This window comes from Methylobacterium sp. GC_Met_2 (assembly GCF_026540795.1).
Lineage (GTDB): Bacteria > Pseudomonadota > Alphaproteobacteria > Rhizobiales > Beijerinckiaceae > Methylobacterium.
In genome coordinates this window covers 1-20,903 of the sequence record NZ_JALNUM010000104.1, presented here as the reverse complement: position 1 = coordinate 20,903, position 20,903 = coordinate 1, and the positions used below count along the sequence as shown (strand labels likewise).

At 68.5% G+C, this 20,903-nt stretch carries 20 protein-coding genes; 13 read left to right on the top strand and 7 right to left on the bottom strand.

Features of this window, described 5'->3' with window-relative positions:
- Nucleotides 1-71: 71 nt before the first annotated feature.
- From OXS49_RS25945 to OXS49_RS25925, 5 genes are all read left to right on the top strand, one after another.
- Complete coding sequence (locus OXS49_RS25945) at nucleotides 72-2,918, top strand: bifunctional transaldolase/phosoglucose isomerase (protein ID WP_267427544.1); 2,847 nt, start codon at nucleotides 72-74, stop codon at nucleotides 2,916-2,918.
- A gap of 131 nt (nucleotides 2,919-3,049) precedes the next feature.
- Nucleotides 3,050-4,027, top strand: a complete 978-nt coding sequence (gene gnd, locus OXS49_RS25940; RefSeq protein ID WP_267427543.1) for a phosphogluconate dehydrogenase (NAD(+)-dependent, decarboxylating) — start codon at nucleotides 3,050-3,052, stop codon at nucleotides 4,025-4,027.
- 9 nt (nucleotides 4,028-4,036) lie between these two features.
- A complete protein-coding gene (pgl, locus tag OXS49_RS25935; protein WP_267427542.1) occupies nucleotides 4,037-4,762 on the top strand; it encodes a 6-phosphogluconolactonase in 726 nt (241 codons plus the stop codon).
- Nucleotides 4,763-4,835: 73 nt separating this feature from the next.
- Nucleotides 4,836-5,924 carry an HD-GYP domain-containing protein gene (locus OXS49_RS25930; protein WP_267427541.1) on the top strand — a complete coding sequence of 363 codons (1,089 nt, stop codon included), beginning with the start codon at nucleotides 4,836-4,838 and terminating at the stop codon, nucleotides 5,922-5,924.
- Nucleotides 5,925-6,108: 184 nt separating this feature from the next.
- Nucleotides 6,109-6,630 carry a cysteine dioxygenase family protein gene (locus tag OXS49_RS25925; protein WP_267427540.1) on the top strand — a complete coding sequence of 174 codons (522 nt, stop codon included), beginning with the start codon at nucleotides 6,109-6,111 and terminating at the stop codon, nucleotides 6,628-6,630.
- A gap of 15 nt (nucleotides 6,631-6,645) precedes the next feature.
- On the opposite strand, the gene OXS49_RS25920 is transcribed toward OXS49_RS25925, so the two are convergent.
- Both OXS49_RS25920 and OXS49_RS25915 read right to left on the bottom strand, forming a co-directional pair.
- Nucleotides 6,646-7,107 carry an Lrp/AsnC family transcriptional regulator gene (locus tag OXS49_RS25920; RefSeq protein ID WP_267427539.1) on the bottom strand — a complete coding sequence of 154 codons (462 nt, stop codon included), beginning with the start codon at nucleotides 7,105-7,107 and terminating at the stop codon, nucleotides 6,646-6,648.
- Nucleotides 7,108-7,140: 33 nt separating this feature from the next.
- On the bottom strand, nucleotides 7,141-8,265 hold the full coding sequence (locus tag OXS49_RS25915; RefSeq protein ID WP_267427538.1) for a 2'-deoxycytidine 5'-triphosphate deaminase: 1,125 nt from the start codon (nucleotides 8,263-8,265) through the stop codon (nucleotides 7,141-7,143).
- 273 nt (nucleotides 8,266-8,538) lie between these two features.
- Here OXS49_RS25915 and apaG point away from each other — a divergent pair, with 273 nt between their 5' ends.
- Genes apaG through speG form a run of 3 tightly spaced genes read left to right on the top strand, consistent with a single transcriptional unit; the run spans nucleotide 8,539 to nucleotide 10,698 of the window.
- Nucleotides 8,539-8,931 carry a Co2+/Mg2+ efflux protein ApaG gene (apaG, locus tag OXS49_RS25910; RefSeq protein WP_243920488.1) on the top strand — a complete coding sequence of 131 codons (393 nt, stop codon included), beginning with the start codon at nucleotides 8,539-8,541 and terminating at the stop codon, nucleotides 8,929-8,931.
- Nucleotides 8,932-8,965: 34 nt separating this feature from the next.
- Nucleotides 8,966-10,135 (top strand): acetylornithine deacetylase, encoded by a 1,170-nt coding sequence (argE, locus tag OXS49_RS25905; protein WP_267427537.1) that lies wholly within the window; start codon nucleotides 8,966-8,968, stop codon nucleotides 10,133-10,135.
- 14 nt (nucleotides 10,136-10,149) lie between these two features.
- Complete coding sequence (speG, locus tag OXS49_RS25900; protein ID WP_267427545.1) at nucleotides 10,150-10,698, top strand: spermidine N1-acetyltransferase; 549 nt, start codon at nucleotides 10,150-10,152, stop codon at nucleotides 10,696-10,698.
- A gap of 44 nt (nucleotides 10,699-10,742) precedes the next feature.
- Here speG and OXS49_RS25895 read toward each other — a convergent pair whose 3' ends face one another.
- The 4 genes from OXS49_RS25895 to OXS49_RS25880 all read right to left on the bottom strand — a co-directional run bounded on the left by OXS49_RS25895 (nucleotide 10,743) and on the right by OXS49_RS25880 (nucleotide 15,734).
- Nucleotides 10,743-11,963 carry a hypothetical protein gene (locus tag OXS49_RS25895; RefSeq protein WP_267427536.1) on the bottom strand — a complete coding sequence of 407 codons (1,221 nt, stop codon included), beginning with the start codon at nucleotides 11,961-11,963 and terminating at the stop codon, nucleotides 10,743-10,745.
- Nucleotides 11,964-12,133: 170 nt separating this feature from the next.
- Entirely contained in the window at nucleotides 12,134-13,150 is a 1,017-nt protein-coding gene (locus tag OXS49_RS25890) for an Hsp33 family molecular chaperone (protein WP_267427535.1), read from the bottom strand.
- Nucleotides 13,151-13,394: 244 nt separating this feature from the next.
- Nucleotides 13,395-14,375 carry an ornithine carbamoyltransferase gene (gene argF / locus OXS49_RS25885; protein ID WP_244007113.1) on the bottom strand — a complete coding sequence of 327 codons (981 nt, stop codon included), beginning with the start codon at nucleotides 14,373-14,375 and terminating at the stop codon, nucleotides 13,395-13,397.
- Nucleotides 14,376-14,543: 168 nt separating this feature from the next.
- Complete coding sequence (locus OXS49_RS25880; protein WP_267427534.1) at nucleotides 14,544-15,734, bottom strand: aspartate aminotransferase family protein; 1,191 nt, start codon at nucleotides 15,732-15,734, stop codon at nucleotides 14,544-14,546.
- A 270-nt stretch (nucleotides 15,735-16,004) separates the two neighbouring features.
- Here OXS49_RS25880 and OXS49_RS25875 point away from each other — a divergent pair, with 270 nt between their 5' ends.
- Genes OXS49_RS25875 through OXS49_RS25865 form a run of 3 tightly spaced genes read left to right on the top strand, consistent with a single transcriptional unit; the run spans nucleotide 16,005 to nucleotide 17,709 of the window.
- Nucleotides 16,005-16,478, top strand: a complete 474-nt coding sequence (locus OXS49_RS25875) for a RidA family protein (protein WP_267427533.1) — start codon at nucleotides 16,005-16,007, stop codon at nucleotides 16,476-16,478.
- A 2-nt stretch (nucleotides 16,479-16,480) separates the two neighbouring features.
- Nucleotides 16,481-17,227 (top strand): glycerophosphodiester phosphodiesterase family protein, encoded by a 747-nt coding sequence (locus tag OXS49_RS25870; RefSeq protein WP_244007110.1) that lies wholly within the window; start codon nucleotides 16,481-16,483, stop codon nucleotides 17,225-17,227.
- Between the two features lie 35 nt (nucleotides 17,228-17,262).
- A complete protein-coding gene (locus OXS49_RS25865; RefSeq protein ID WP_267427532.1) occupies nucleotides 17,263-17,709 on the top strand; it encodes a lysozyme inhibitor LprI family protein in 447 nt (148 codons plus the stop codon).
- A 110-nt stretch (nucleotides 17,710-17,819) separates the two neighbouring features.
- Here the strand turns inward: OXS49_RS25865 and OXS49_RS25860 are convergent, their stop codons facing one another.
- Nucleotides 17,820-18,227: a hypothetical protein gene (locus OXS49_RS25860; protein WP_244007108.1), complete on the bottom strand. Its 408-nt coding sequence runs from the start codon at nucleotides 18,225-18,227 to the stop codon at nucleotides 17,820-17,822.
- A gap of 131 nt (nucleotides 18,228-18,358) precedes the next feature.
- Here OXS49_RS25860 and OXS49_RS25855 point away from each other — a divergent pair, with 131 nt between their 5' ends.
- Nucleotides 18,359-19,621, top strand: a complete 1,263-nt coding sequence (locus tag OXS49_RS25855; RefSeq protein WP_267427531.1) for a GNAT family N-acetyltransferase — start codon at nucleotides 18,359-18,361, stop codon at nucleotides 19,619-19,621.
- 3 nt (nucleotides 19,622-19,624) lie between these two features.
- Nucleotides 19,625-20,785 (top strand): M20 aminoacylase family protein, encoded by a 1,161-nt coding sequence (locus OXS49_RS25850; RefSeq protein ID WP_244007104.1) that lies wholly within the window; start codon nucleotides 19,625-19,627, stop codon nucleotides 20,783-20,785.
- Nucleotides 20,786-20,903 lie beyond the last annotated feature (118 nt).

The window sequence follows — 20,903 nt, the reverse complement described above, 5'->3', positions numbered from 1 at the left end:
AACTCCTCCCCACAAGGGGGAGGAGAGCGCGTTCCGGGTGCGGAACGCGGCACGCGAGACGAGGAACCGACATGAACGCGCTCAAGGCCCTGCACGACGAACAGGATCAAGCGGTCTGGCTCGATTTCGTGGCCCGGGGCTTCATCGAGAAGGGTGAACTCAAGCAGCTCGTGGAGCGGGACGGCCTGCGCGGCGTCACCTCCAACCCGTCGATCTTCGAGAAGGCGATCGGCCACTCGGACGAGTACGATGCGAGCATCAAGGCCGTGCAGGAGACCGGCGACAGCCGGGTCATCGACCTTTACGAGGGCTTGGCCATCGCGGACATCCAGGCCGCCGCCGACGTGCTGCGCCCAGTCTACGAGGCGAGCGACGGCGCCGACGGCTACGTCAGCCTGGAGGTCTCGCCCTACCTCGCCCTCGACACCGAGGAGACGCTGACCGAGGCACGGCGCCTGCATAAGGCAGTGTCGCGCGACAACCTGATGGTGAAGGTTCCGGCCACGCCCGAGGGCATCCCGGCGATCCGTCAGCTCACCGCCGAGGGGATTTCGATCAACGTCACCCTGCTGTTCTCGCAGGAGGCCTACGAGGCGGTGGCTCGTGCGTTCGTCGACGGTCTCGACGCGCGCGCTAAGGCCGGGCACGACGTCTCGCGGATCGCCAGCGTGGCAAGCTTCTTCATCAGCCGCATCGACGTGCTGGTCGACAAGCTGCTGGACGAGAAGATCGCCCAGGCTAACGACCCGGACGAGAAGATCGCCCTGGAACAGCTCAAGGGGAAGGTGGCGATCGCTAACGCCAAGCTCGCCTATCAGCGCTACCGGTCGATCTTCGCAGAGCCGAAGTGGACAGGGCTGGCCGAGAAGGGCGCCAAGGCGCAGCGGTTGCTCTGGGCCTCCACCGGCGTGAAGAACAAGGCCTATTCCGACGTGCTCTACGTCGAAGAGCTGATCGGCCCGAACACCGTCAACACCATGCCGCCGGCCACCATGGACGCGTTTCGCGACCACGGCGTGGTGCGCGCGACGATCGAGGAGGACGTGCCGGGCGCCGAGGCCGTGATGGCCCGCCTCGCCCGCACCGGCATCGACATCGAAAAGATCGCCGAGCAGCTGGTGCGAGAGGGCGTCCAGCTCTTCATCGACGCTGCCGACAATCTGCTCGGGGCTGTCGCCGGCAAGCGCGCGGCGCTGCTGGGCCACCGCCTCGACGGCCAGAGCCTCGCACTCGAGGAGACGTTGGCGAACGAAGCGAAGAAGACCGTCGAATCCTGGCGCGCCAGCGGCGCGATCCGCCGGCTCTGGGCGGGTGACGCCACGGTCTGGTCCGGCCAAGACGAGGCGGGCTGGCTCGGCTGGCTGCACATCGTCGAGGAGGAGCTTGAGAAGGCCGCCGACTACGCAGCGTTCTCAGATTGGGTGAAGAGCCAGGGCTTCACCGATGCGGTGGTGCTGGGCATGGGCGGATCGAGCCTCGGCCCGGAGGTTCTGAGTCTGACCTACGGCCAGCGTGAGGGTTTCCCGAAGCTTCAGATCCTCGATTCGACTCACCCGGATCAGGTGCGCGCCTTGGAGGCGAGCATCGATCTCGGCAAGACGCTGTTCATCGTCGCTTCGAAGTCCGGCTCGACGCTGGAGCCCAACGTGTTTCGCGACTACTTCCTGAGCCGCGCGAAGGACGTGCTCGGCGAGACGGCCGGCGAGCACTTCGTGGCGGTCACGGATCCGGGCTCCGACATGGAGCGCGCCGCCAAGGCGGATGGGTTCAGAAAAATCTTCTACGGGGTGAAGCAGATCGGCGGGCGCTACTCGGTGCTCTCGGCCTTCGGGCTGGTGCCGGCCGCCGCCATGGGCCTCGACGTGAAGGCGATGCTGGAGACTGCCCGCGTCATGGTCCGCTCCTGTGGGCCGGTGGTCCCCCCGGCCGTGAACCCCGGCGTTCTGCTCGGCACCGCCCTGGGTGCGGCGGCGCTCGCGGGGCGGGACAAGGTGACGGTCATCGCGTCGCCTGCGATCGACAGCTTCGGCGCCTGGGCCGAGCAGCTCATCGCGGAATCGACCGGCAAGCAGGGCAAGGGCTTGGTGCCGGTGGACGGGGAGCCCGTCGGTGTCCCGGCCGTCTACGGCCACGACCGGTTCTTCCTCTACCTGCGCCTCGACGGCGGGGCCGCGGTGGCACAGGATGACGCCCTGCGCGCCCTGGAGCGCGACGGGCACCCGATCGCCCGGATCACCCTCGGTTCCATCGAGCAGCTGCCGCAGGAATTCTACCGCCTGGAGATGGCGACCGCGGTGGCGGGCGGAGTGCTTGGCATCAACCCGTTCGATCAGCCGGATGTCGAGGCAAGCAAGGTCGAGACGAAGAAGCTGTTCGCCGAGGCCGAGGCCAGCGGGTCCCTGCCCTCCGAGACGCCGCTGTTCGCGGACGATACGATCGCCCTCTACGCCGATCCGAAGAACGCCGAGGGGCTGAAGCAGGCCTCGCACGGGCTGGACGTAGCGCTTAAGGCGCAGGTCGCCCGGCTGAAGGACGGGGATTACCTCGCCCTCCTCGCCTACGTGCCGCGCGACGAACGGACCGCCGGCATCCTGCAGGAAGCGCGGATCGCCATCCGGGATGGCCGGAAGGTCGCGACCTGCCTGGAATTTGGGCCGCGGTTCCTCCACTCCACCGGCCAAGCCTACAAGGGCGGCCCGGATACCGGCGTGTTCCTGCAGATCACCGCCGATCCGTCGCAGGACCTGCCGATCCCCGGCCGAAAGCTCGGCTTCACCACCGTAGTTGCCGCGCAGGCACGGGGCGATTTCGCGGTGTTGGCCGAGCGCGGCCGGCGGGCGCTGCGGGTCCACATCAAGGGCGATCTTGAGACCGGCCTGAAGCGTATCACGGCGGCGTTGAAGGCTGCGGTGGCTTAGGCACCCTTCTCTCCTCCCCTTGCGGGGGGAGCCGGAGGTGGGGGTGGCGCAGAATAAAACGCGCCGCTCGATTCTGAACCACCCCTGACCCCTCCCCGCTAGGGGGAGAAAAAATCCGGAGGAGAGCAGCGATGCAACTCGGCATGATCGGCCTCGGCCGGATGGGCGGCAACATCGTCCGGCGCCTGCTGCGCGACGGGCACAAGGCGGTGGTGTTCGATCAGAACCCGGAGGCCGTCGCGGCCTTGGTTGAGGCCGGCGCCGTCGGCGCGTCGAGCCTGGAGGATCTGGTCGCCAAGCTCGAAGCGCCGCGCGCGGTTTGGGTGATGCTGCCGGCGGGTGCGATCACCGAGCAGGCCGTCCAGACCCTCGCGGACCTCATGCATTCGGGCGATTGCATCATCGATGGCGGCAACTCCTTCTACGGCGATGATGTCCGCCGCGGCCTCGCGCTGAAGGCGAAGGGACTGCATTACGTCGATGTCGGCACGTCGGGCGGTGTCTGGGGCCTCGATCGCGGCTACTGCATGATGATCGGCGGCGACAAAGAGACCGTCGACCGGCTCGATCCGATATTCAAGACGCTCGCCCCCGGCATCGGCGAGATCCCGAAGACCCCGAACCGCGAGGGCCGCGATCCCCGCGCCGAGCAGGGCTACATCCATGCCGGGCCGACCGGTGCCGGCCACTTCGTGAAGATGGTCCATAATGGCATCGAGTACGGGCTGATGCAGGCCTATGCCGAGGGGTTCGACATCCTCCGCCATGCCAATTCGGAGGGTCTGCCTGAGGAGCGCCGCTTCGACCTGGATTTGGGCGACATCGCCGAGGTCTGGCGGCGCGGCAGCGTCGTCTCCTCCTGGCTCCTCGACCTGACCGCCCAGGCTCTCGCCGGCGACGAGCAGCTCTCCGACTTCTCCGGCCATGTCGACGATTCCGGCGAGGGCCGCTGGACCATCAACGCTGCCATTGAGGAAGGCGTGCCGGCGACCGTGCTGTCCGCCGCCTTGTACCGCCGCTTCCGCTCCCGCGAGCACGAGAGCTACGCCGACAAGCTGCTCTCGGCGATGCGCAAGGGCTTTGGCGGACACCAGGAGCCGAAGAAGTAGGGGCGCCCGATGAGCCTTCCTGCCGTCACCCATGTCCTGACGGATCCGCAGGCCATCGCCCGCGAGGCGGCCGAGCGGCTGATCGTGGCCTGCGGCGAGAACCAGTCTGAGCGCATCGCGATCTGCCTCTCCGGCGGATCGACGCCGAAGGTGCTCTATGGCCTCCTGGCCGGACCGGACTACGCCAGTAGGGTGCCGTGGGAGCGGATCCACTGGTTCTTCGGCGACGACCGGGTCGTCCCTTGGGACGACGCGCGCAGCAACGTCGGCATGGTCCGGGAGGCGTTCGGCCACGGCGCCGCGATCCCCCCGACGCATCTGCACTTTATTCCCTCGGATGCGGGAGTGGAGGCCGGCGCCCGCGCCTACGAGCGCACGCTGCTGGATTTTTACGGTGCCGACACGCTCGATCCCGCTCACCCCCTGTTCGATCTTGTGCTCCTCGGCCTTGGCGAGGACGGGCACACTGCCTCGCTGTTCCCCGGCAAGCCGGCCGTGGCGGAGACGCAACGTTTGGTCGCGCCGGTGCCCGAGGCCGGGCTCGCGCCGTTCGTGCCGCGCATCACCCTGACGTTTCCGGCGTTGGCCTCGTCCCGGCACGTGCTGTTCCTCGTGACCGGCGCGGGAAAGCGTGCGGCTTTAGCCCGTCTCGCCGTCGGCGAGGACCTGCCGGCGGGCCGCGTCACCAGCGCGGGCGAGATCGCGTGGCTGCTCGACGCGGCGGCGGCGGGCTGAACCCGGGTCATTACGATCTGGCAAGGCTGGTGCGCTAGCCTGTACCGAACAATGGCGTCGCGCCGATCACGGGGTGGCGCCAGCCGTTGCGAAGCCGGGTGAGATGCACGCGGGCAACCTCGTCCTTTACACCGACCAGCAACCGGTCCGCTCCGATCTCCTGGGCGCCCTGCAGGGGATCGCCCCCTGTACGGTGCTGGGAGCCTCGGAGCCCCCGCCCCCCGGCCCGCATCGCGCGCTCGTGGTCGATCTCGACTTGTTGCAGCCCTCGCCGCTGACCGGCCTGCGGGCCATCATCGCGAACGCACCCGGCCTGCCGCGTGTGTTTCTGATGCGCAGCATGGGGCAGCGCAGCCTGTCGGCGGCCCGGGGGCTCGGATCGCGCCTCTGCCTGCCTGCCGAGACGCCGGTCGACACCATCGTGGTGGCCCTTCGGACCCAGATCGGATCAGCGGAGCGGGAGCGACTGAAGCCCGGCCCATCCCCCGTCGCCAGGGCCGCCGGTGCGACGGGCGCGGTCATCGCCGATCTGTTCGATGCCGCCCGCAGATCGGGGGCTGTCGATGCCGCGCGGATCGACGAGGGCCTGGAACCGGTGATCGAGGCGGTCGGCGTCGGTGGCCTCGGGTCCTGGCTGGCGACCGTTCGGGCTTACGACGACGCCACCTACCAGCATTGCCTGCTGGTGACCGGTCTTGCGGCGGCCTTCGCGATCGATCTCGGCTTCTCGGTGGCGGACCGCCAGCAGCTCGTGCGCGCCGCCCTTGTCCACGATGTCGGTAAGGCCCGGATCCCCCTGGAGATCTTGAACAAGCCGGGCCCGCTGGACACGCACGAGCGGGCCGTGATGCGCGAGCATGCGGCTGTCGGCCACGCGATCCTGATCCAGGCCGGCGGGTTCGACGAGCCCGTGCTCACCGTGGTCCGTCATCACCACGAGATGCTCGATGGTACAGGCTACCCGGACGGGCTGCGGGGTGATTCCATCCCCGACATCGTCCGGCTCATCACGATCTGCGACGTCTACGCGGCCCTGGTCGAGCGCCGTCCCTACCGGGCGCCCCTGCCGGCTGTCGCCGCCATGGGGATCCTTCGGGGCATGGAGGGCAAGCTGGACTCAATTCTGGTTCACGCCTTTGCGCGTGCAGTCGAAGGGTCCTGATCGATCAGCGGGCGCCCGGTCTCACGTTGATCACCGGGTCGCGCAATGACGTTTCTCGAAAGCCGCCGGCTACGCAATTCGATTGCGCCGTCCTCGGTCAGTCGCGGAAACAACGCAAACACGCGGCGGAACGTCCGCGATACGATAGCCATCGCTGCGAGGGATGCAGCGAAGGAGATCTGACATGGCGCATTCGGTCACCTCCGCTGAAGTTGCGGCGATGATGACAGATCTTGCGGTGTCGGCGCGTCATGCGCCGGAGGCCTATCTCGCCGCCGCGCGGAAGACGCTGTTGCGGCTCCTGTCCCGGCCGGAACTCCTCGATCCGTCCCGCCTCGTCGGCCAGGGCGAGGGCCTCAGCCGCAACCTGCTGTTCGGTACCGAGACGATCAGCGTGTGGGCGATGGTGTGGGCGCCCGGCACGGTGACGCCGGTGCACGATCATCACTGCTCGTGCTGCTTCGGGCTGCTGCGCGGTTCGCTGCGTGAGACGTGGTATCGGCCGATCAGCGCCACGCATGCGGTCGCGACCCTGGACACCGTCCGCCAACCCGGCTTCGTCGCCTGTATGATGCCCTCAGGGCCGAACCTGCACCGGATCGCCAATGACGGGCCGGAGGCTGCGGTCTCGATCCACGTCTACGGCTACGATCACCGGGCCCAGACTTCTTCGATCCACCGGACCTACGAAATTGCCGCGGGCTGAGGCGTCACTTCTGCCTCACCCCACGTAAAGCGTCGGGACCGCGGTCGTGTACTTCATCTCCTCCATGGCGATGGAGGACGACAGGTTCGAAAACTCGAGCTTGGCAATGAGCCGCTGATAGACGGCGTCGTAGGCCTCGATGTCGGGCACAACGATGCGCAGCAGATAATCGATCTCGCCGGTCAGGCGCCACGCCTCGACGATCTCCGGGAAGTCGGCCACGATCCTGCGGAACGCCTCGGACCAGTCGGCGGCGTGGCGCGGCGCCTTCACAGCCACGAACACCGTCGTCGGCACGTTGACCTTGCGGCGGTCGACCAGCGCGACCCGGCCGCGGATCACCCCGGAGGCTTCGAGCTTCTTCACCCGGCGCCAGCACGGCGCGGCGCTGATGCCGACCCGCTCGGCGAGCTCGGCCACGGGCAGAGTCGCGTCCTGCTGGAGGATGTCCAGGATCTTCCGGTCCACCGTGTCCATGCGATCCAGGCTCCTGTCCCGCGAGTCCCAGCGCTACAGGACGAAGTGCTTCGAGAGCTTGAGCCCCTGCGCCTGATAGTTCGAGCCGGCGCCCGCGCCATAGAGGGTCTCCGGCACGTCGAGCATGCGCTCGTAGACGAGGCGGCCGACGATCTGGCCATCCTCCAGCAGGAACGGCACGTCGCGCGAGCGCACCTCCAGCACGGCGCGCGCCCCTGCGCCCCCCGCCCCGGCATAGCCGAAGCCCGGATCGAAGAAGCCCGCATAATGGACCCGGAACTCGCCGACCAGGGGATCGAACGGCACCATCTCAGCGGCGTGGTCCGGCGGGACCTGCACGGCCTCCTTGGAGGCCAGGATGTAGAACTGGCCGGGATCGAGGATCAGGCTGCCCGATCCGTCGGCCGCCAGCGGCTCCCAGAAGTCGGCCGCGCGGTGGCGACCGGGGGCGTCGACATCCACGAGCCCGGTGTGGCGCTTCGCCCGGTAGCCGATCAACCCGTCGAACCCGGCGAGGTCGACCGAGACCGCCACGCCCCCCTGGAGGGACGGATTGCCCACATCGACCAGGGCCGAGCGGGCGTGGAGCAGGCCGAGCTCGGTCTCGTTCAGCCGCGCCGCCCCGCGGCGGAAGCGAATCTGGGACAGGCGCGAGCCGGTGCGGACCAAGACCGGGAAGGTGCGCGGCGAAATCTCGGCGTAGAGTGGGCCGTCATAGCCTGGCTCGACCTGATCGAAGGCCTCGCCCCGGTCGGTGATCACGCGGGTGAACACATCGATGCGCCCGGTGGAGCTTTTGGGATTGGCCGCCGCTGCGAGGTCGCCGGGCAGCGCCAGACGCTCCTGCAACTCCGCGATGTAGACGCAGCCGGTCTCGAGAACCGCGCCCGGCCGCAGGTCGATCGTGTGCAGGGCCAGGCGTTCGACGCAGGCCTGCACCGTGCGGCCGGCCCCCGGCAGGAAGCTCGTGCGCACCCGGTAGGCGGTGTCGCCGAGGCGCAGGTCGATGCTGGCCGGCTGAATCTGATCGGCCGCGAACGGGCTCCCGGTGCGGATCCCGCCCGCCCGCGCCAACGCCGCGATGGCCTGAGCCGGCAGGATGCCGCTTCGGCTGCCGGCGTCCGCATGGGACCCGTCCGTGGCTGCACCCGCTGTCATCGCGCCTATACCTCTCTTGCGCGCCGCCGGCCGGTCCGCGTCCGCCTCCGTTTTCCTCCGGGACTGGCTAACGCGGCCTTAACCGGTCCCTCCCCCATCACAGCGTAGCCGAAATAGGACAGGCCGAAGCAGCGGACCCGTGCGCGCTTCGTGGCCGCGCGAGGTAGTCAGCCGCAATTGACGGGGATTCCACAGCCAACTACCACCGCGCAGGAAGCGCGTTTCATTCTGCTTCGCGAATCGTACCGTCCGCAAGAAGGGCCAAATAGGGCGATGTACAAGGCCGAGACGCGGGGAATTAGTGTCACCGTCCAGTCTCGCTTCGTCGAAGAGGAATCTTCGCCGGGTGAGAGTCGCTATTTCTTTGCCTATACGGTCGAGATCGTGAACAACGGTAGCGAGCAGGTCCAGCTCCGCTCGCGCCACTGGCGCATCATCGACGGGCACGGCTCCTGCCAAGAGGTGCGTGGCACAGGCGTGGTCGGCAAACAGCCCGTGCTGGAGCCCGGCGAGTCCTTCTGCTACACGAGCGGATGCCCGCTCAACACGCCCGACGGGTTGATGGCCGGCAGCTACACCATGGCGACGGTGGCCGGTGAGAGCTTCGAGGCTGAGATCCCCGCCTTCTCCCTCGACAGCCCGCACGTCCGCCGCAGCCTGCATTGAGGCCCTGGCCTGGGGCCTCGCCCCGGAGGAACCCATGCCTGCGACCGGCGAGCGGCTGAGCCCGCTCGACATGCTGGCCCGCCTCGTGTCGTTCGACACCGAGAGCGACAAGTCCAATCTCGCCCTGATCGATTCGGTCTGCGCCTACCTGGACGGGTGGGGCGTGCCGTACCTGCACCTGCCGAACGCCGCCGGCGACAAGGCGGCTATCCTCGCCACGATCGGCCCGATGGTCGACGGCGGCGTTGTGCTCTCCGGCCATACCGACGTGGTGCCAGTGGCGGGGCAGGCCTGGAACACCGACCCGTTCACCCTGCGCGTTGCCGACGGCCGGGCCTACGGGCGGGGTGCCGTCGACATGAAGGGGTTCGATTCCCTCGCGCTCGCCCTGGTGCCCGACATGCTGGCGGCCGACCTGAAGCGGCCGATCCACATCCTGCTTTCCTACGACGAGGAGACCACCTGCCTCGGCTCGATGGACGGGATCGTCCGTTTCGGCAAGGACCTGCCCCGGCCCGCTGCGGTGATCGTCGGCGAGCCGACCGGCCTTGAGGTGGCGGACGCGCACAAGAGCATCGTAACCTGCCTCACCACCGTGCATGGCCGCGAGGCCCATTCGGCCCGGCCCGCGCTTGGGGCCAATGCCGTGTCGGCCGCCTGCGAACTGGTGGCCGGGCTCAACCGGATCGCCGACCTGATGATCGAGCGGGGTGACGCATCCGGCCGGTTCGATCCGGCCGCCACCACGGTCCATGTCGGGACGATCCGGGGCGGGACTGCCCGCAACATCATCGCCAAGGAATGCCGCTTCCATTGGGAGTATCGCGGCCTACCGGACCTCAACCCGGCCGAGATCCCACGGCTCTTTGCCCAAGAGGTGGAGCGGGTGATTCGGGAGCGGCTCAACCGCTACGGCGATTTCGGGCGGATCGAGACGCTGGAGGAGGTCGACATCCCGGGCCTCGCCCCCGATCCGGGCTCGGCGGCGGAGCGGCTGTGCCTGCGGCTCGCCGGGCGCAACCGCACCGTGGCGGTGCCCTACGCCACCGAGGCCGGCCAGTTCCAGGCGGCGGGGCTCCCGACCGTCGTCTGCGGCCCCGGCGACATTGCCCAGGCGCATCAACCCGACGAATTCATCACCCTGGACGCCCTCGGCCAGGGCGAGCGGTTCCTGCGCGACCTGATCGGAGCCTGCGCGTCATGAAGGCGCTCACCGACATCACCATCAAGCTGCGGCCGCTGGAGAGGGAGGACCTGCGCTTCGTCCACCAGCTCAACAACAACGACAGCATCATGCGCTACTGGTTCGAGGAGGCCTACGAGTCCTTCGCCGAACTGCAGCAGCTCTACGAGCGCAACATCCACAATCAGGGCGAGCGCCGCTTCATCGTGGCCGATCCGAGCGGTGAGCCGGCCGGGCTGATCGAGTTGGTGGAGATCAACCACCTGCACCGACGCTGCGAGTTTCAGATCGCGATCCACCCGGGCTTCCAGGGCCGGGGCTACGCGTGGCAGGCGACCCGGATCGCCATGGATTACGCGTTCAGCGTGCTCAACATCCACAAGCTCTACCTGCACGTCGATCGCGAGAACGCCCGGGCCGTGCGCATCTACGAGCGTTGCGGCTTCCACCCCGAGGGGGTGCTGAAGGACGAGTTCTTCGTGAACGGGCGCTATCGCGACGCCGTGCGGATGTGCCTGTTCCAGCCGGATTATCTCAGGGCTCGCGGCGGCGGCGACATCGCGGAACCGGTGCTGAAAGTTTAAGGGAGGGGCTCGGATAGCCCCTCCCTAGGATAATTCTGGCCCGATCAGTTGCGCCCGTCACCCGGCTGACTTCCGGTCCGCCCGCCGCCCATGTTGCCAGAGCCGTTGGCATTGCCTTGCATGCCGCCGCGCTCATCGCCCGTCCGGCCACCCTCCGCGCCGGACTTCATGCCACCCTGCGCGTTGCCGCGGTCGGAGGCGTTTCGGATGCCGTCCTGCTGGTTGCCGTGCATCTCGCTGTTCCGCATGCCGTCGTTCCGGCCGTTGCGCTTAGCGTTACGCTCCATGCCCCGTTCGTTCCCACGATCCGTCCGTCCGGCGTTACGGCCGTTGTCGCGACCCTCAATCCGCGAGGCGTTGCGGATGCCGTCCCGATCCCGCTCACCGCGATTATCGAACCGGGCGCCCGCGCGCTGCTCCGAGCGGAAGCTCGCGCTGACGGCAGTCCCGCCGCTGAGGCGACGATACGCATCCGAACCGTAACGGACCCGCCGGCCGTGGATCGTCACGAAGCGCTCCTCCTGCACCGTGACGAGGCGGCGATACTCAGGGGAGCCGTAGAGGACCCGCTGGCCGCGAACCACCACGTAGCGGGCGCGGGGGCCAGTCTCGCGGACGCTGACGAGACGGCGATACTCCGGCGAGCCGTACAGGACGCGCTGACCGCGGATGACCACGTAGCGCTCCCGCGGGCCGCGATTCTCGGTAACAAGGAGTCGGCGGTACTCGGGCGAACCGTACACGATCCGGCGGCCGCCGATGAACACGAATCGGCCCTCGCGGCGTAAGCCGCCCTCAACCCGCCTCGAGCGCACGTCGGTCCGGCTGCCGACATCAGTGCGCGCGCGGACATCGACGCGGTCGCCCCGGCGATCACCGCGCTCAGCGCGGGCGCCGTCGCGGTCTCCGCGGGTATTCCGGTCGGAGGTCCGAGCATTATCGCGGTCGCCTCGCTCAGCGCTGGCGCGATCGCCGCGGCTGCCCTGCTCGCGGTCCTGCGCGGTCCGACCCTCGCCGCCGGATCCACGGCCCCGCTCGGCCTGAGCCGGGCCGGCATTCTGGTCGGCGGCTTGGCTGCTCTGCATGCCGCCGCGCTCGCCACCAACCATCCGGTCGCCCCCGGCGCCGGACTTCATGCTCGACTCGGCGCCGCCCTGGCCCCCGCGGCCGGCCGTTCCAGGTCCCCGCTCGGCCCCGCCCGGCTGTTGCGCGTAGACCGAGGTGCTCATCAGCAGCGCGGCCAAACCGATCGACACTCTCCGCATGGCGTTCCTCCAATGTTGAATCTGCCACGCAACGTCGAAGGTCCGAAAACGGTTCTGGCCAAGTGTACGAAAAATTCGCGCAACGAATACCGATATTTCTGCGTTTCGCGAGATAAGCTTGACCGTTGATAGGCGAGGAAATCCTCCCTGATCGGCGATCGGGCCGATTTCTACTGTTTCGGCTGGTCGGCGATCTCAGCCTCGACCATCTGCGGATCGAGATCGTAGCGCCGGGAGCAGAATTCACAGGTGATGACGATGCGGCCGTCATCCGCCACCATGTCGTGCCGCTCCTGAGGGGAAAACGAGCGGATCATGCCCAGCACGCGCTCGTGGGAGCAGCGGCAAGTCTCCTTTACCGGCTGACGGTCGAATACCCGCACGCCACGCTCGTGGAACAGCCGGTAGAGCAAGCGCTCGCTCGACAGATTGGGATCGACCAGTTCGTGATCCTCGATCGTGTTGACCAGGGAACGCGCCTCAACCCAGGCGTCATCCTCGGGTGCCTCACCCGACAGGTGCAGGCGCCCTTCCGGGATGTCGCCGGGCGGCAGATCGGCGAGGCGGGCGCGATCGATCGATTGCGGCAGGAACTGCACGAGCAGGCCTCCGGCCCGCCAATGCCCTGCCCCCTCCTCCACGGCCTCGGCCACTGCGAGGCGGACCTCGGTCGGGATCTGCTCGGACTGTCGGAAATACTGGTGGGCGGCCTCCTCCAGGCTCTGCCCCTCGAGGGCGACGACGCCCTGGTAGCGGCTGGTGGTGGTACCCTGGTCGATGGTCATGGCAAGGTGCCCGGCGCCGATCAGGTCGGCATCCTTGAGCGGGCCGGAGCCCAGGGCGGTGACGCGCTCGGCGTCAAACCGCGCGGTGGCGCGCAGGCGATCGGGCGCCTCGAAGTCGACCACGATCATCGCCACCGGACCGTCGGTCTTGGTCTGGAGCTGAAAGCGGCCCTCGAATTTCAGGGAGGAGCCGAGCAGCACGGTCAGCGCCGCCGCCTCACCGAGCAGGCGCGCCACCGGGTCCGGATAGCCGTGCCGGCGCAGGATCGTGTCGACGGCAGGCCCAAGCCGGACGATACGCCCGCGCACATCCAGTGCTTCTACGGCGAAGGGCAGCACGGCATCGTCGTCGCCCGCATGACCGTTGCTGGCGAGCGATTGTGTTGGGGTTCCTGAGGTCATGCCCTCTCCGATCGATTTGCCCGGCGAGACGGGGATCCGTCATCGCAGCGAGCCGAACTTCGTGAGGGGCTGACCTGCGCGGGGCGATCCCTCACCCCGCCCGGACCCTGCGGCAGAACGGGCGCGCTGCGCCACGCCCGTCGCCGGGATGCCGCCTGTCGGCAGCCGTGATGGGGATACGGGCCGCGCGTGCCGCCCGCTCAGTGCTATATGGTGCGCCCGAGCCGCGGGCGCGAGCCCGGACTCAGAGTCCGCCCGCGCGCAGGCACCAAGCCAAGATGCCCTTCTGCGCATGCAGGCGGTTCTCCGCCTCGTCGAACACCACGGAGCGGGGGCCGTCCATCACCTCGGCGGTCACCTCCTCGCCGCGATGGGCCGGCAGGCAATGCATGAAGACTGCGTCCGGCTTGGCCGCCGCCATCAGCTTGGCGTTGACCTGATAGGGGCTCAGCAGGTTGTGCCGGTGGGCCTCGTCGTCGTCACCCATCGAGACCCAGCAATCGGTGACGACCGCATCCGCGCCGTCCACGGCCGCGAAGGCATCCGTGGTGACGTTGAGCCTGGCGCCCTCCTGCGTGGCCCAGGCGATCAGCGCGGCCGGCGGTGCCAGTTCCGGCGGGCTCGCCACGTTGAGGGTGAAATCGAACCGGGCCGCCGCGTGGACCCAGCTCTCCAGCACGTTGTTGGCATCCCCCGACCACGCCACGGTCCGGCCCTCGATCGGTCCGCGATGCTCCTCAAAGGTCAGCACGTCCGCCATGATCTGGCAGGGATGCGAGATCTTGGTCAGCGCGTTGATCACCGGCACGGTGGCGTGTTCGGCCAACTCCAGCATCTGCCCGTGATCGAGGATGCGGATCATGATCGCGTCGACGAAGCGCGACAACACCTGCGCGGTGTCGCCGATGGTCTCGCCCCGGCCGAGCTGCATCTCGGAACCCGTGAGCATCAGCGTCTCGCCGCCGAGCTCGCGCATCGCCATGTCGAAGGAGACGCGGGTTCGGGTCGAGGGCCGGTCGAACACCATCGCCAGGGTCTTGCCCGTGAGCGGGCGCTCGGCGGCGCGCTCGCCTTTCCGGCGTACCGCCTTGATCGCGGCGCTGGCATCGAGGACCCGGCGCAGCTCCGCCCCGGAGAAATCCTTGAGGTCGAGGAAATGACGGGGGCCGGCACTATTCGGGTGCGGGGCCTGGGCCTTCGCCCGGCCGTTCATCTGGGCTTTCATCGCGTCACAATAACTAGAGTCCGCTCAACGATCACCTGATCATGAACCGTACTCTACCTCCTTGTAGGGGCATTTCCGTCAGGCACGGCGGAATCGACCGTGTCCGGAAACGCTTCGGGCCACCCGCCGCGGGGCGGCGGGCGGTGTTCACGGGTCCCGGGCTCGGGCCTACTCGGCCGCGCCGCGCACGGCCTCGAATTCGGATGCGGCTGCGTCCAGGCGCTGGACCGCCGCGTCGATCTCGGCCGCGCCGATGGTCAGCGGCGGCAGCAGGCGGACGATGTTGTCGCCCGCCGGGATCACCAGCAGATGCACGTTGCGCGCCGCGGCGGCGAAGTCGGTGTTCGGCACGCCGAGCTTGAGCCCGAGCATCAGCCCCTCGCCGCGGATCTCTTCGAAGACGTGCGGATGCCGATCGCGAAGTGCTGCGAGCTTCTGCTTGAGCAGCAGGCCGGAATGGGCCACCTGATCGAGGAAGCCCTCGCCCAGCACCACGTCCAGCACCGCGTTGCCCACCGCCATGGCGAGCGGGTTGCCACCGAAGGTGGTGCCGTGCGTTCCCGCGGTCATGCCGCGAGCGGCCTCGCACGTGGCGAGGCAGGCGCCCATCGGAAAGCCGCCGCCGATGCCCTTGGCGGCGCTCATGATGTCCGGGGTGATGCCCGACCATTCATGGGCGAACAGCTTGCCGGTGCGGCCGATGCCGGTCTGGACCTCGTCCATGATCAGGAGCAGGCCGTTGGCATCGCAGAGTTCGCGCAGGCGCCGGAGATCGGCGTGGGGGATCACCCGCACGCCGCCCTCGCCCTGGATCGGCTCGATCATCAGCGCGGCCGTCTCCGGTCCGATCACCGCCTCGAGGGCCGCCCAGTCGCCGGCGGGGACCTGATCGAACCCCTCCACCTTGGGCCCGAAGCCCTCCATGTATTTCTGCTGGCCGCCGGCCGCGAGCGTCGCCAGCGTCCGCCCGTGGAAGGCGCCCGCGAAGGTGACGATGCGGTAGCGCTCCGGATGGCCGCCGACCGCGTGGTACTTCCGGGCGATCTTGATCGCCGCCTCGTTGGCCTCGGCCCCCGAGTTGCAGAAGAACACCACGTCGGCGAACGTCGCCTCCACGAAGCGCTGGCCGAGGCGTTCGCCCCCGGGGATCTCGAACAGGTTCGAGGTGTGCCAGATCCGATTCGCCTGTTCGGTCAGCGCGCCGACGAGGTGGGGATGGGCGTGGCCCAGCGCGTTGACCGCGATGCCGGCGCCGAAATCGAGGTATCGCTCGCCGCCCTCCGTCACGAGCCAAGCGCCTTCGCCGCGCTCGAAGGCGAGCGGCGCGCGGACATAAGTCGGCAGAAGGGCTGACGTCACGGGTCCCATCTCCGTTTATCGATCGATCCCGGAGCAAGCGTTAGCCGGCTCCAAATGAAAGTGCCGCCTCAGTCAGGGGCGGCACGCGCGCGATTACTATGAAAGCGTGCGGTCCTGTCAACGATTCAATGTTCACCGCACCCGCGCGGCAGGTCTGCGTGATGCTTCGGAACACCCAAATTCTACCCGTCGCATGGGCGGCACCCCTTGCCTGAAAGGGTCCGGCCATGCTCCTGCTCCGGCGGATTTGGATCAGCGACGGAGCCTGCGATGAGCACGATCAAGGAACGCCTGCAGACGCTCGGTCTCACCCTGCCGAAGGCGGCAGCGCCGGTGGCCAATTACGTGCCGTTCGTTCGCACCGGCAACCTCGTGGTAATCTCCGGGCAGATCTGCTTCGGTGCCGACGGCACCATCGCGGCCGAGCACAAGGGCAAGGTCGGCGGCAACGTTCCGGCGGAGGCGGGCAAGGACGCGGCCCGGCTCTGCGCCCTGAACATTCTCGCCCAGCTCGAGGCCGCGGTGGGCGATCTCGACCGCGCTCTGGTCCAGTGCGTGCGGCTCGGCGGCTTCATCAACGCGGCGCCGGGCTTCTCGGCGGTGGCCGGGGTCATGAACGGCGCCTCCGACCTCATGGTCGAGCTGCTGGGCGACCGGGGCCGCCACGCCCGCTCCACGGTCGGCGTCGCCGAACTCCCCCTCGACGCCGCCGTCGAGGTCGAGGCGCTATTCGAGGTCCGCTGACGGTGGCGGCCCCCGACTGGCTGACCGCGCGGCCGATCGCCCATCGCGGGCTGCACGACCGGGCTGCGGGCCGGCCGGAGAACACGCTGGCCGCGGCCCGGGCGGCGGTTGCGGGCGGCTTCGCCATCGAATGCGACGTGCAGCTCAGCCGCGACGGCGAGGCGATGGTGTTTCACGACGCTGCGCTGGGGCGCCTCACGCAGGCGAGCGAGGCGGTGTCGGAGCGCTCGGCCGCCGATCTCGGTACTCTTTCGATCGCCGGGACCGCGGAGACGATCCCGACCCTGCAGGCCTTCCTGGCGGCCATCGGCGGGGCGGTGCCCGTGGTGGTCGAGGTGAAGTCCCGCTACGACGGCGACCTGCGGCTCGCCACCCGTGCTGCGGAGGTTGCGGCCGCCTATGACGGGCCGGTGGCATTGAAATCCTTCGATCCGCAGGTGGTTGCTGCCCTGCGCGCCCTGTGCCCGACGATCCCCCGGGGGATCGTGGCGGAGACGACGCAGGACGACCCGGTCTACGCGGCGCTGCCGCCGAGCCTGCGCCGGGCACTCTCCGACCTTCTGCATTTCGCCGAGACCCGTCCCGACTTCCTGTCCTGGCGGGTGGACGACCTGCCCTGTGCGCCGACCTTCCTGTGCCGGCTGCTCGGGCAGATCCCCGTGATGGCCTGGACGGTCCGGACCGAGGATCAGCGCACCCGCGCGGGCGCGCATGCGGACCAGATGGTGTTCGAGGGCTTCGTGCCGTAAATTTTCCTACGGATCATCCGATTCGAGCTCGTTCGATGCAAACCGTCACACGCGATTCCACTGAGATGCAGCCGCAATGCGTCCGGTTCTGCGGGGCGGCGGCCATGGCCGTGCTCCTGCTCGCGGCGGCCCCCGCTTCGGCCGCCGGACCGTGCGAGGGCTCCACCCAGGCGGATCTCAACGAATGCGCGGCGGCCGATTACGGGACCGCCGATCAGGCGCTGAACACCGTCTATGGCCAGCTGATGAAGAAGATCGGCCCGAAGGCGAAGGACGGCCTGCGGGCGGCGCAGAAGGCCTGGCTGCCGTTCCGCGACGCGACCTGCGCCCTGGAGACGATGGGCCTTGAGGGCGGCTCCGCCTATTCGATGGAATACGACGGCTGCCGGAAGGGGCTGACCGATCAGCGGATCAAGGTCCTCAAAGGGTATCTCAGCTGCAAGTCGGACGAGATTTCCTGCGTCGGTCAGATGACCGAGTGAACGGTATGGCGGCCGGGATGCGCTGGCGCGGCGCTTCTTATGCTCGTTCCCGGATCAGGTTCCGCTGGCGCTTCACCTGTCCGGGAGAAGGGCGTGTGCCGTAACGAGCCTCACGGAAGCTTGTGCAGGCTATCGAGGAAGGCCGAGACCTCGCGGCGACTCCACGATGCGCCGTTCGCCCAGAAATTTAGAAGCGCGGCATGGTTCAAGCGCACCCAAGCGACGACCAGTGGCGCAGCCGCCCGGGAAGCCGGCGTCCGGACGAAATCCTCCCGGACCTTCGGATCCGCTTCGATGGAAACGATCAGGCAAGGCAGCATCCGCCCGGCCCGGCCGGGATACCACTTCACGCGCGGCCCGTGGGAACCGAGCGCGGTCGAGACGAAGATCGTGCCGGGGACGTTGGTATCCTGCGAGTCGAGATTGCTCATCTCGCACAGCACGTCCTCGGCGAAATCGTCCGGTGGATGCCGGTCGGTGCCCGTATGGATCGCGAGGTCTGCGGCGTGCCGGGTCATGGTGATGCACTTCGGTCCCGGATTCTCAAGACCGGATGGTGTGACGTCCGCCCCCGTCTGACAAGGGCGGCTACCCCGCCGCGCGCATCCGCCCGCTTGCTCCTGCCCGGACAGGGATTAGACTCGGTCCTATGAAACAAGCACCCGGGCCGACGCCGGAAACCCCCACGCTCACCGTGCGGGCGCTGCCCGGACTGAAGGAGATCGGCGCGGCGGAGTGGGATGCCTGCGCCTTCTCCGCCGAGACCTTGGCGGCGGGCGACGAGACCCACAACCCGTTCGTCTCCCACGCCTTCCTGTCGGCGCTTGAGGATTCCGGCTGCGTCTCGCGCCGGACCGGCTGGCTACCCCTCCACGTCTCGGTGGAGCGCGATGGCGAGCGGCTCGGCGTCGTGCCCTGCTACCTGAAATCGCACAGCCAGGGCGAATACGTGTTCGACCACGGCTGGGCCGACGCCTACGAGCGCGCCGGCGGATCCTATTATCCGAAGCTCCAGGTCAGCATCCCGTTCACGCCCGTCACCGGTCCGCGTTTCCTGATCGCGCCGGGGGCCGATCCGGACGAGGCCACGGCCGGTCTCGTCGCGGGGCTTCGCGCGTTGCGGGGCGAGACCAAGGCCTCCTCGATCCACGTGACTTTCATGCCCGAGGCCGAGTGGGACCGGGCCGGCGCCGCGGGCTTCCTGCAACGCACCGACCAGCAGTTCCACTGGGAGAACGATGGCTACGCCACGTTCGACGACTTCCTCGCAGCCCTGGCCTCCCGGAAGCGCAAGAACATCCGCAAGGAGCGCCGCGACGCGCTGGCCCCTGGCATCACGGTTGAGCACCTGACCGGCGCGGACATCACCGAGGCCCACTGGGATGCGTTCTATGCGTTCTACACGGACACGGGCTCCCGGAAATGGGGCCGGCCCTACCTCAATCGGAAGTTCTTCACGCTGTTGTCGGAGCGTATGGCCGACCGGGTGCTGCTCGTCATGGCCAAACGTGCAGGCGACTATATCGCCGGGGCCATCAACCTGATCGGCGATACGGCGCTCTATGGCCGCAACTGGGGCTGCATCGAGGACATCCCGTTCCTGCATTTCGAGGTCTGCTACTATCAGGCGATCGATTTTGCGATTCGCAGGGGCCTGAAGCGGGTCGAGGCGGGGGCGCAGGGGGAGCATAAGCTCGCCCGCGGCTATCGGCCGGTGCTGATGCACTCGGCCCACGACATCGCCGACCCGGCGCTCCGCCGCGCCGTGGCCGATTACTTGCAGCGGGAACGCGCCCACGTCGCCGAGGCGGTGGACGTTCTCGATACCTTGACACCGTACCGACGGACGGACGATGGCGCCGCCTGTGACGGCGTGGAGCCTGCCACGACAGCTTCCCCCGAGAGTACCTGAAACATGAGTCCGATCGACCACATCAAGGCCTATGCCGACGAGCTGACGGCTCTGCGCCGGGACCTCCATGCCCATCCGGAGCTCGGTTTCGAGGAGGTGCGCACGTCCGGCATCGTCGCCGACATGCTGGAGACGCTGGGCTGCGAGGTGCATCGCGGAATCGGCGGCACCGGGGTGGTCGGCCTGCTCAAGGGCCGCACCGATAACGGGCGCCGGATCGGCCTGCGGGCCGACATGGACGCCCTGCCGATCGAGGAGGAGACCAACCTCCCCTACCGCTCGACCTATGCGGGCAAGATGCACGCCTGCGGCCATGACGGCCACACCACGATGCTGCTCGGCGCCGCCCGCTACCTTGCGGAGACGCGCAACTTCGACGGCACCGCGGTGTTCGTGTTCCAGCCCGCCGAGGAGGGCCGCGGCGGCGCCCGGGCCATGCTGAAGGACGGGCTCTTCGAAAAATTCCCCTGCGACGAGATCTACGGCCTGCACAACCAGCCGGGGGGCGGCGCCGGCACGATCAAGCTGCGGCCCGGGCCGATCATGGCGGCGGCCGACTTCTTCGACATCCACATCCGCGGCAAGGGCATCCACGCCGCCCAGCCGCACCGGGGCACCGATCCGATCATCGTCGCCACCGGCCTCGCCCAGGCGCTGCAATCGATCGTGTCGCGCAACGCCGATCCACTGAAGTCGATCGTGCTGTCGATCACCCGGATCGAGGCCGGCTCGGCCTACAACGTCATCCCGGAGACCGCGCACCTCGCCGGGACGATCCGCACCTTCGACCCGGAGATCCGGGCGCTCGCCGGCACGCGCATGCGCGAGCTGGCGGCGGGCTTCGGCACGGCTTACGGCGCCGAGGTCACGGTCGATTTGCAGGACGTGTTCTCCGTTCTGGAGAACGCCCCGGAGCAGGCTGCCGCCGCCACCGAAATCGCGACTGAACTGCTTGGGGCCGACAAGGTCGAGCCGAACGTCACGCCCAAGATGGGCAGCGAGGATTTCGCCGACATGACCATGGCGGTGCCCGGTGCCTATGTCTGGCTTGGCGCCAATCCGGGCCCCGGCCTGCACAATGCCGGCTACAACTTCGATGATTCGATCATCCCGGTCGGCAGCGCGTTCCTGGCCCGGATGGTCGAGCGCCGCACAGCCGCGTGAGGCTCGGGGACACCGCGGCGGCGCGGTGTCTTCTACGACGTTCGCGTGTCGGTTCCTGCCACGCGTGCCCTGCCCCCCTGACGCGTGCAGGTGATCGGTCCCGACATCTCAGTCGAGG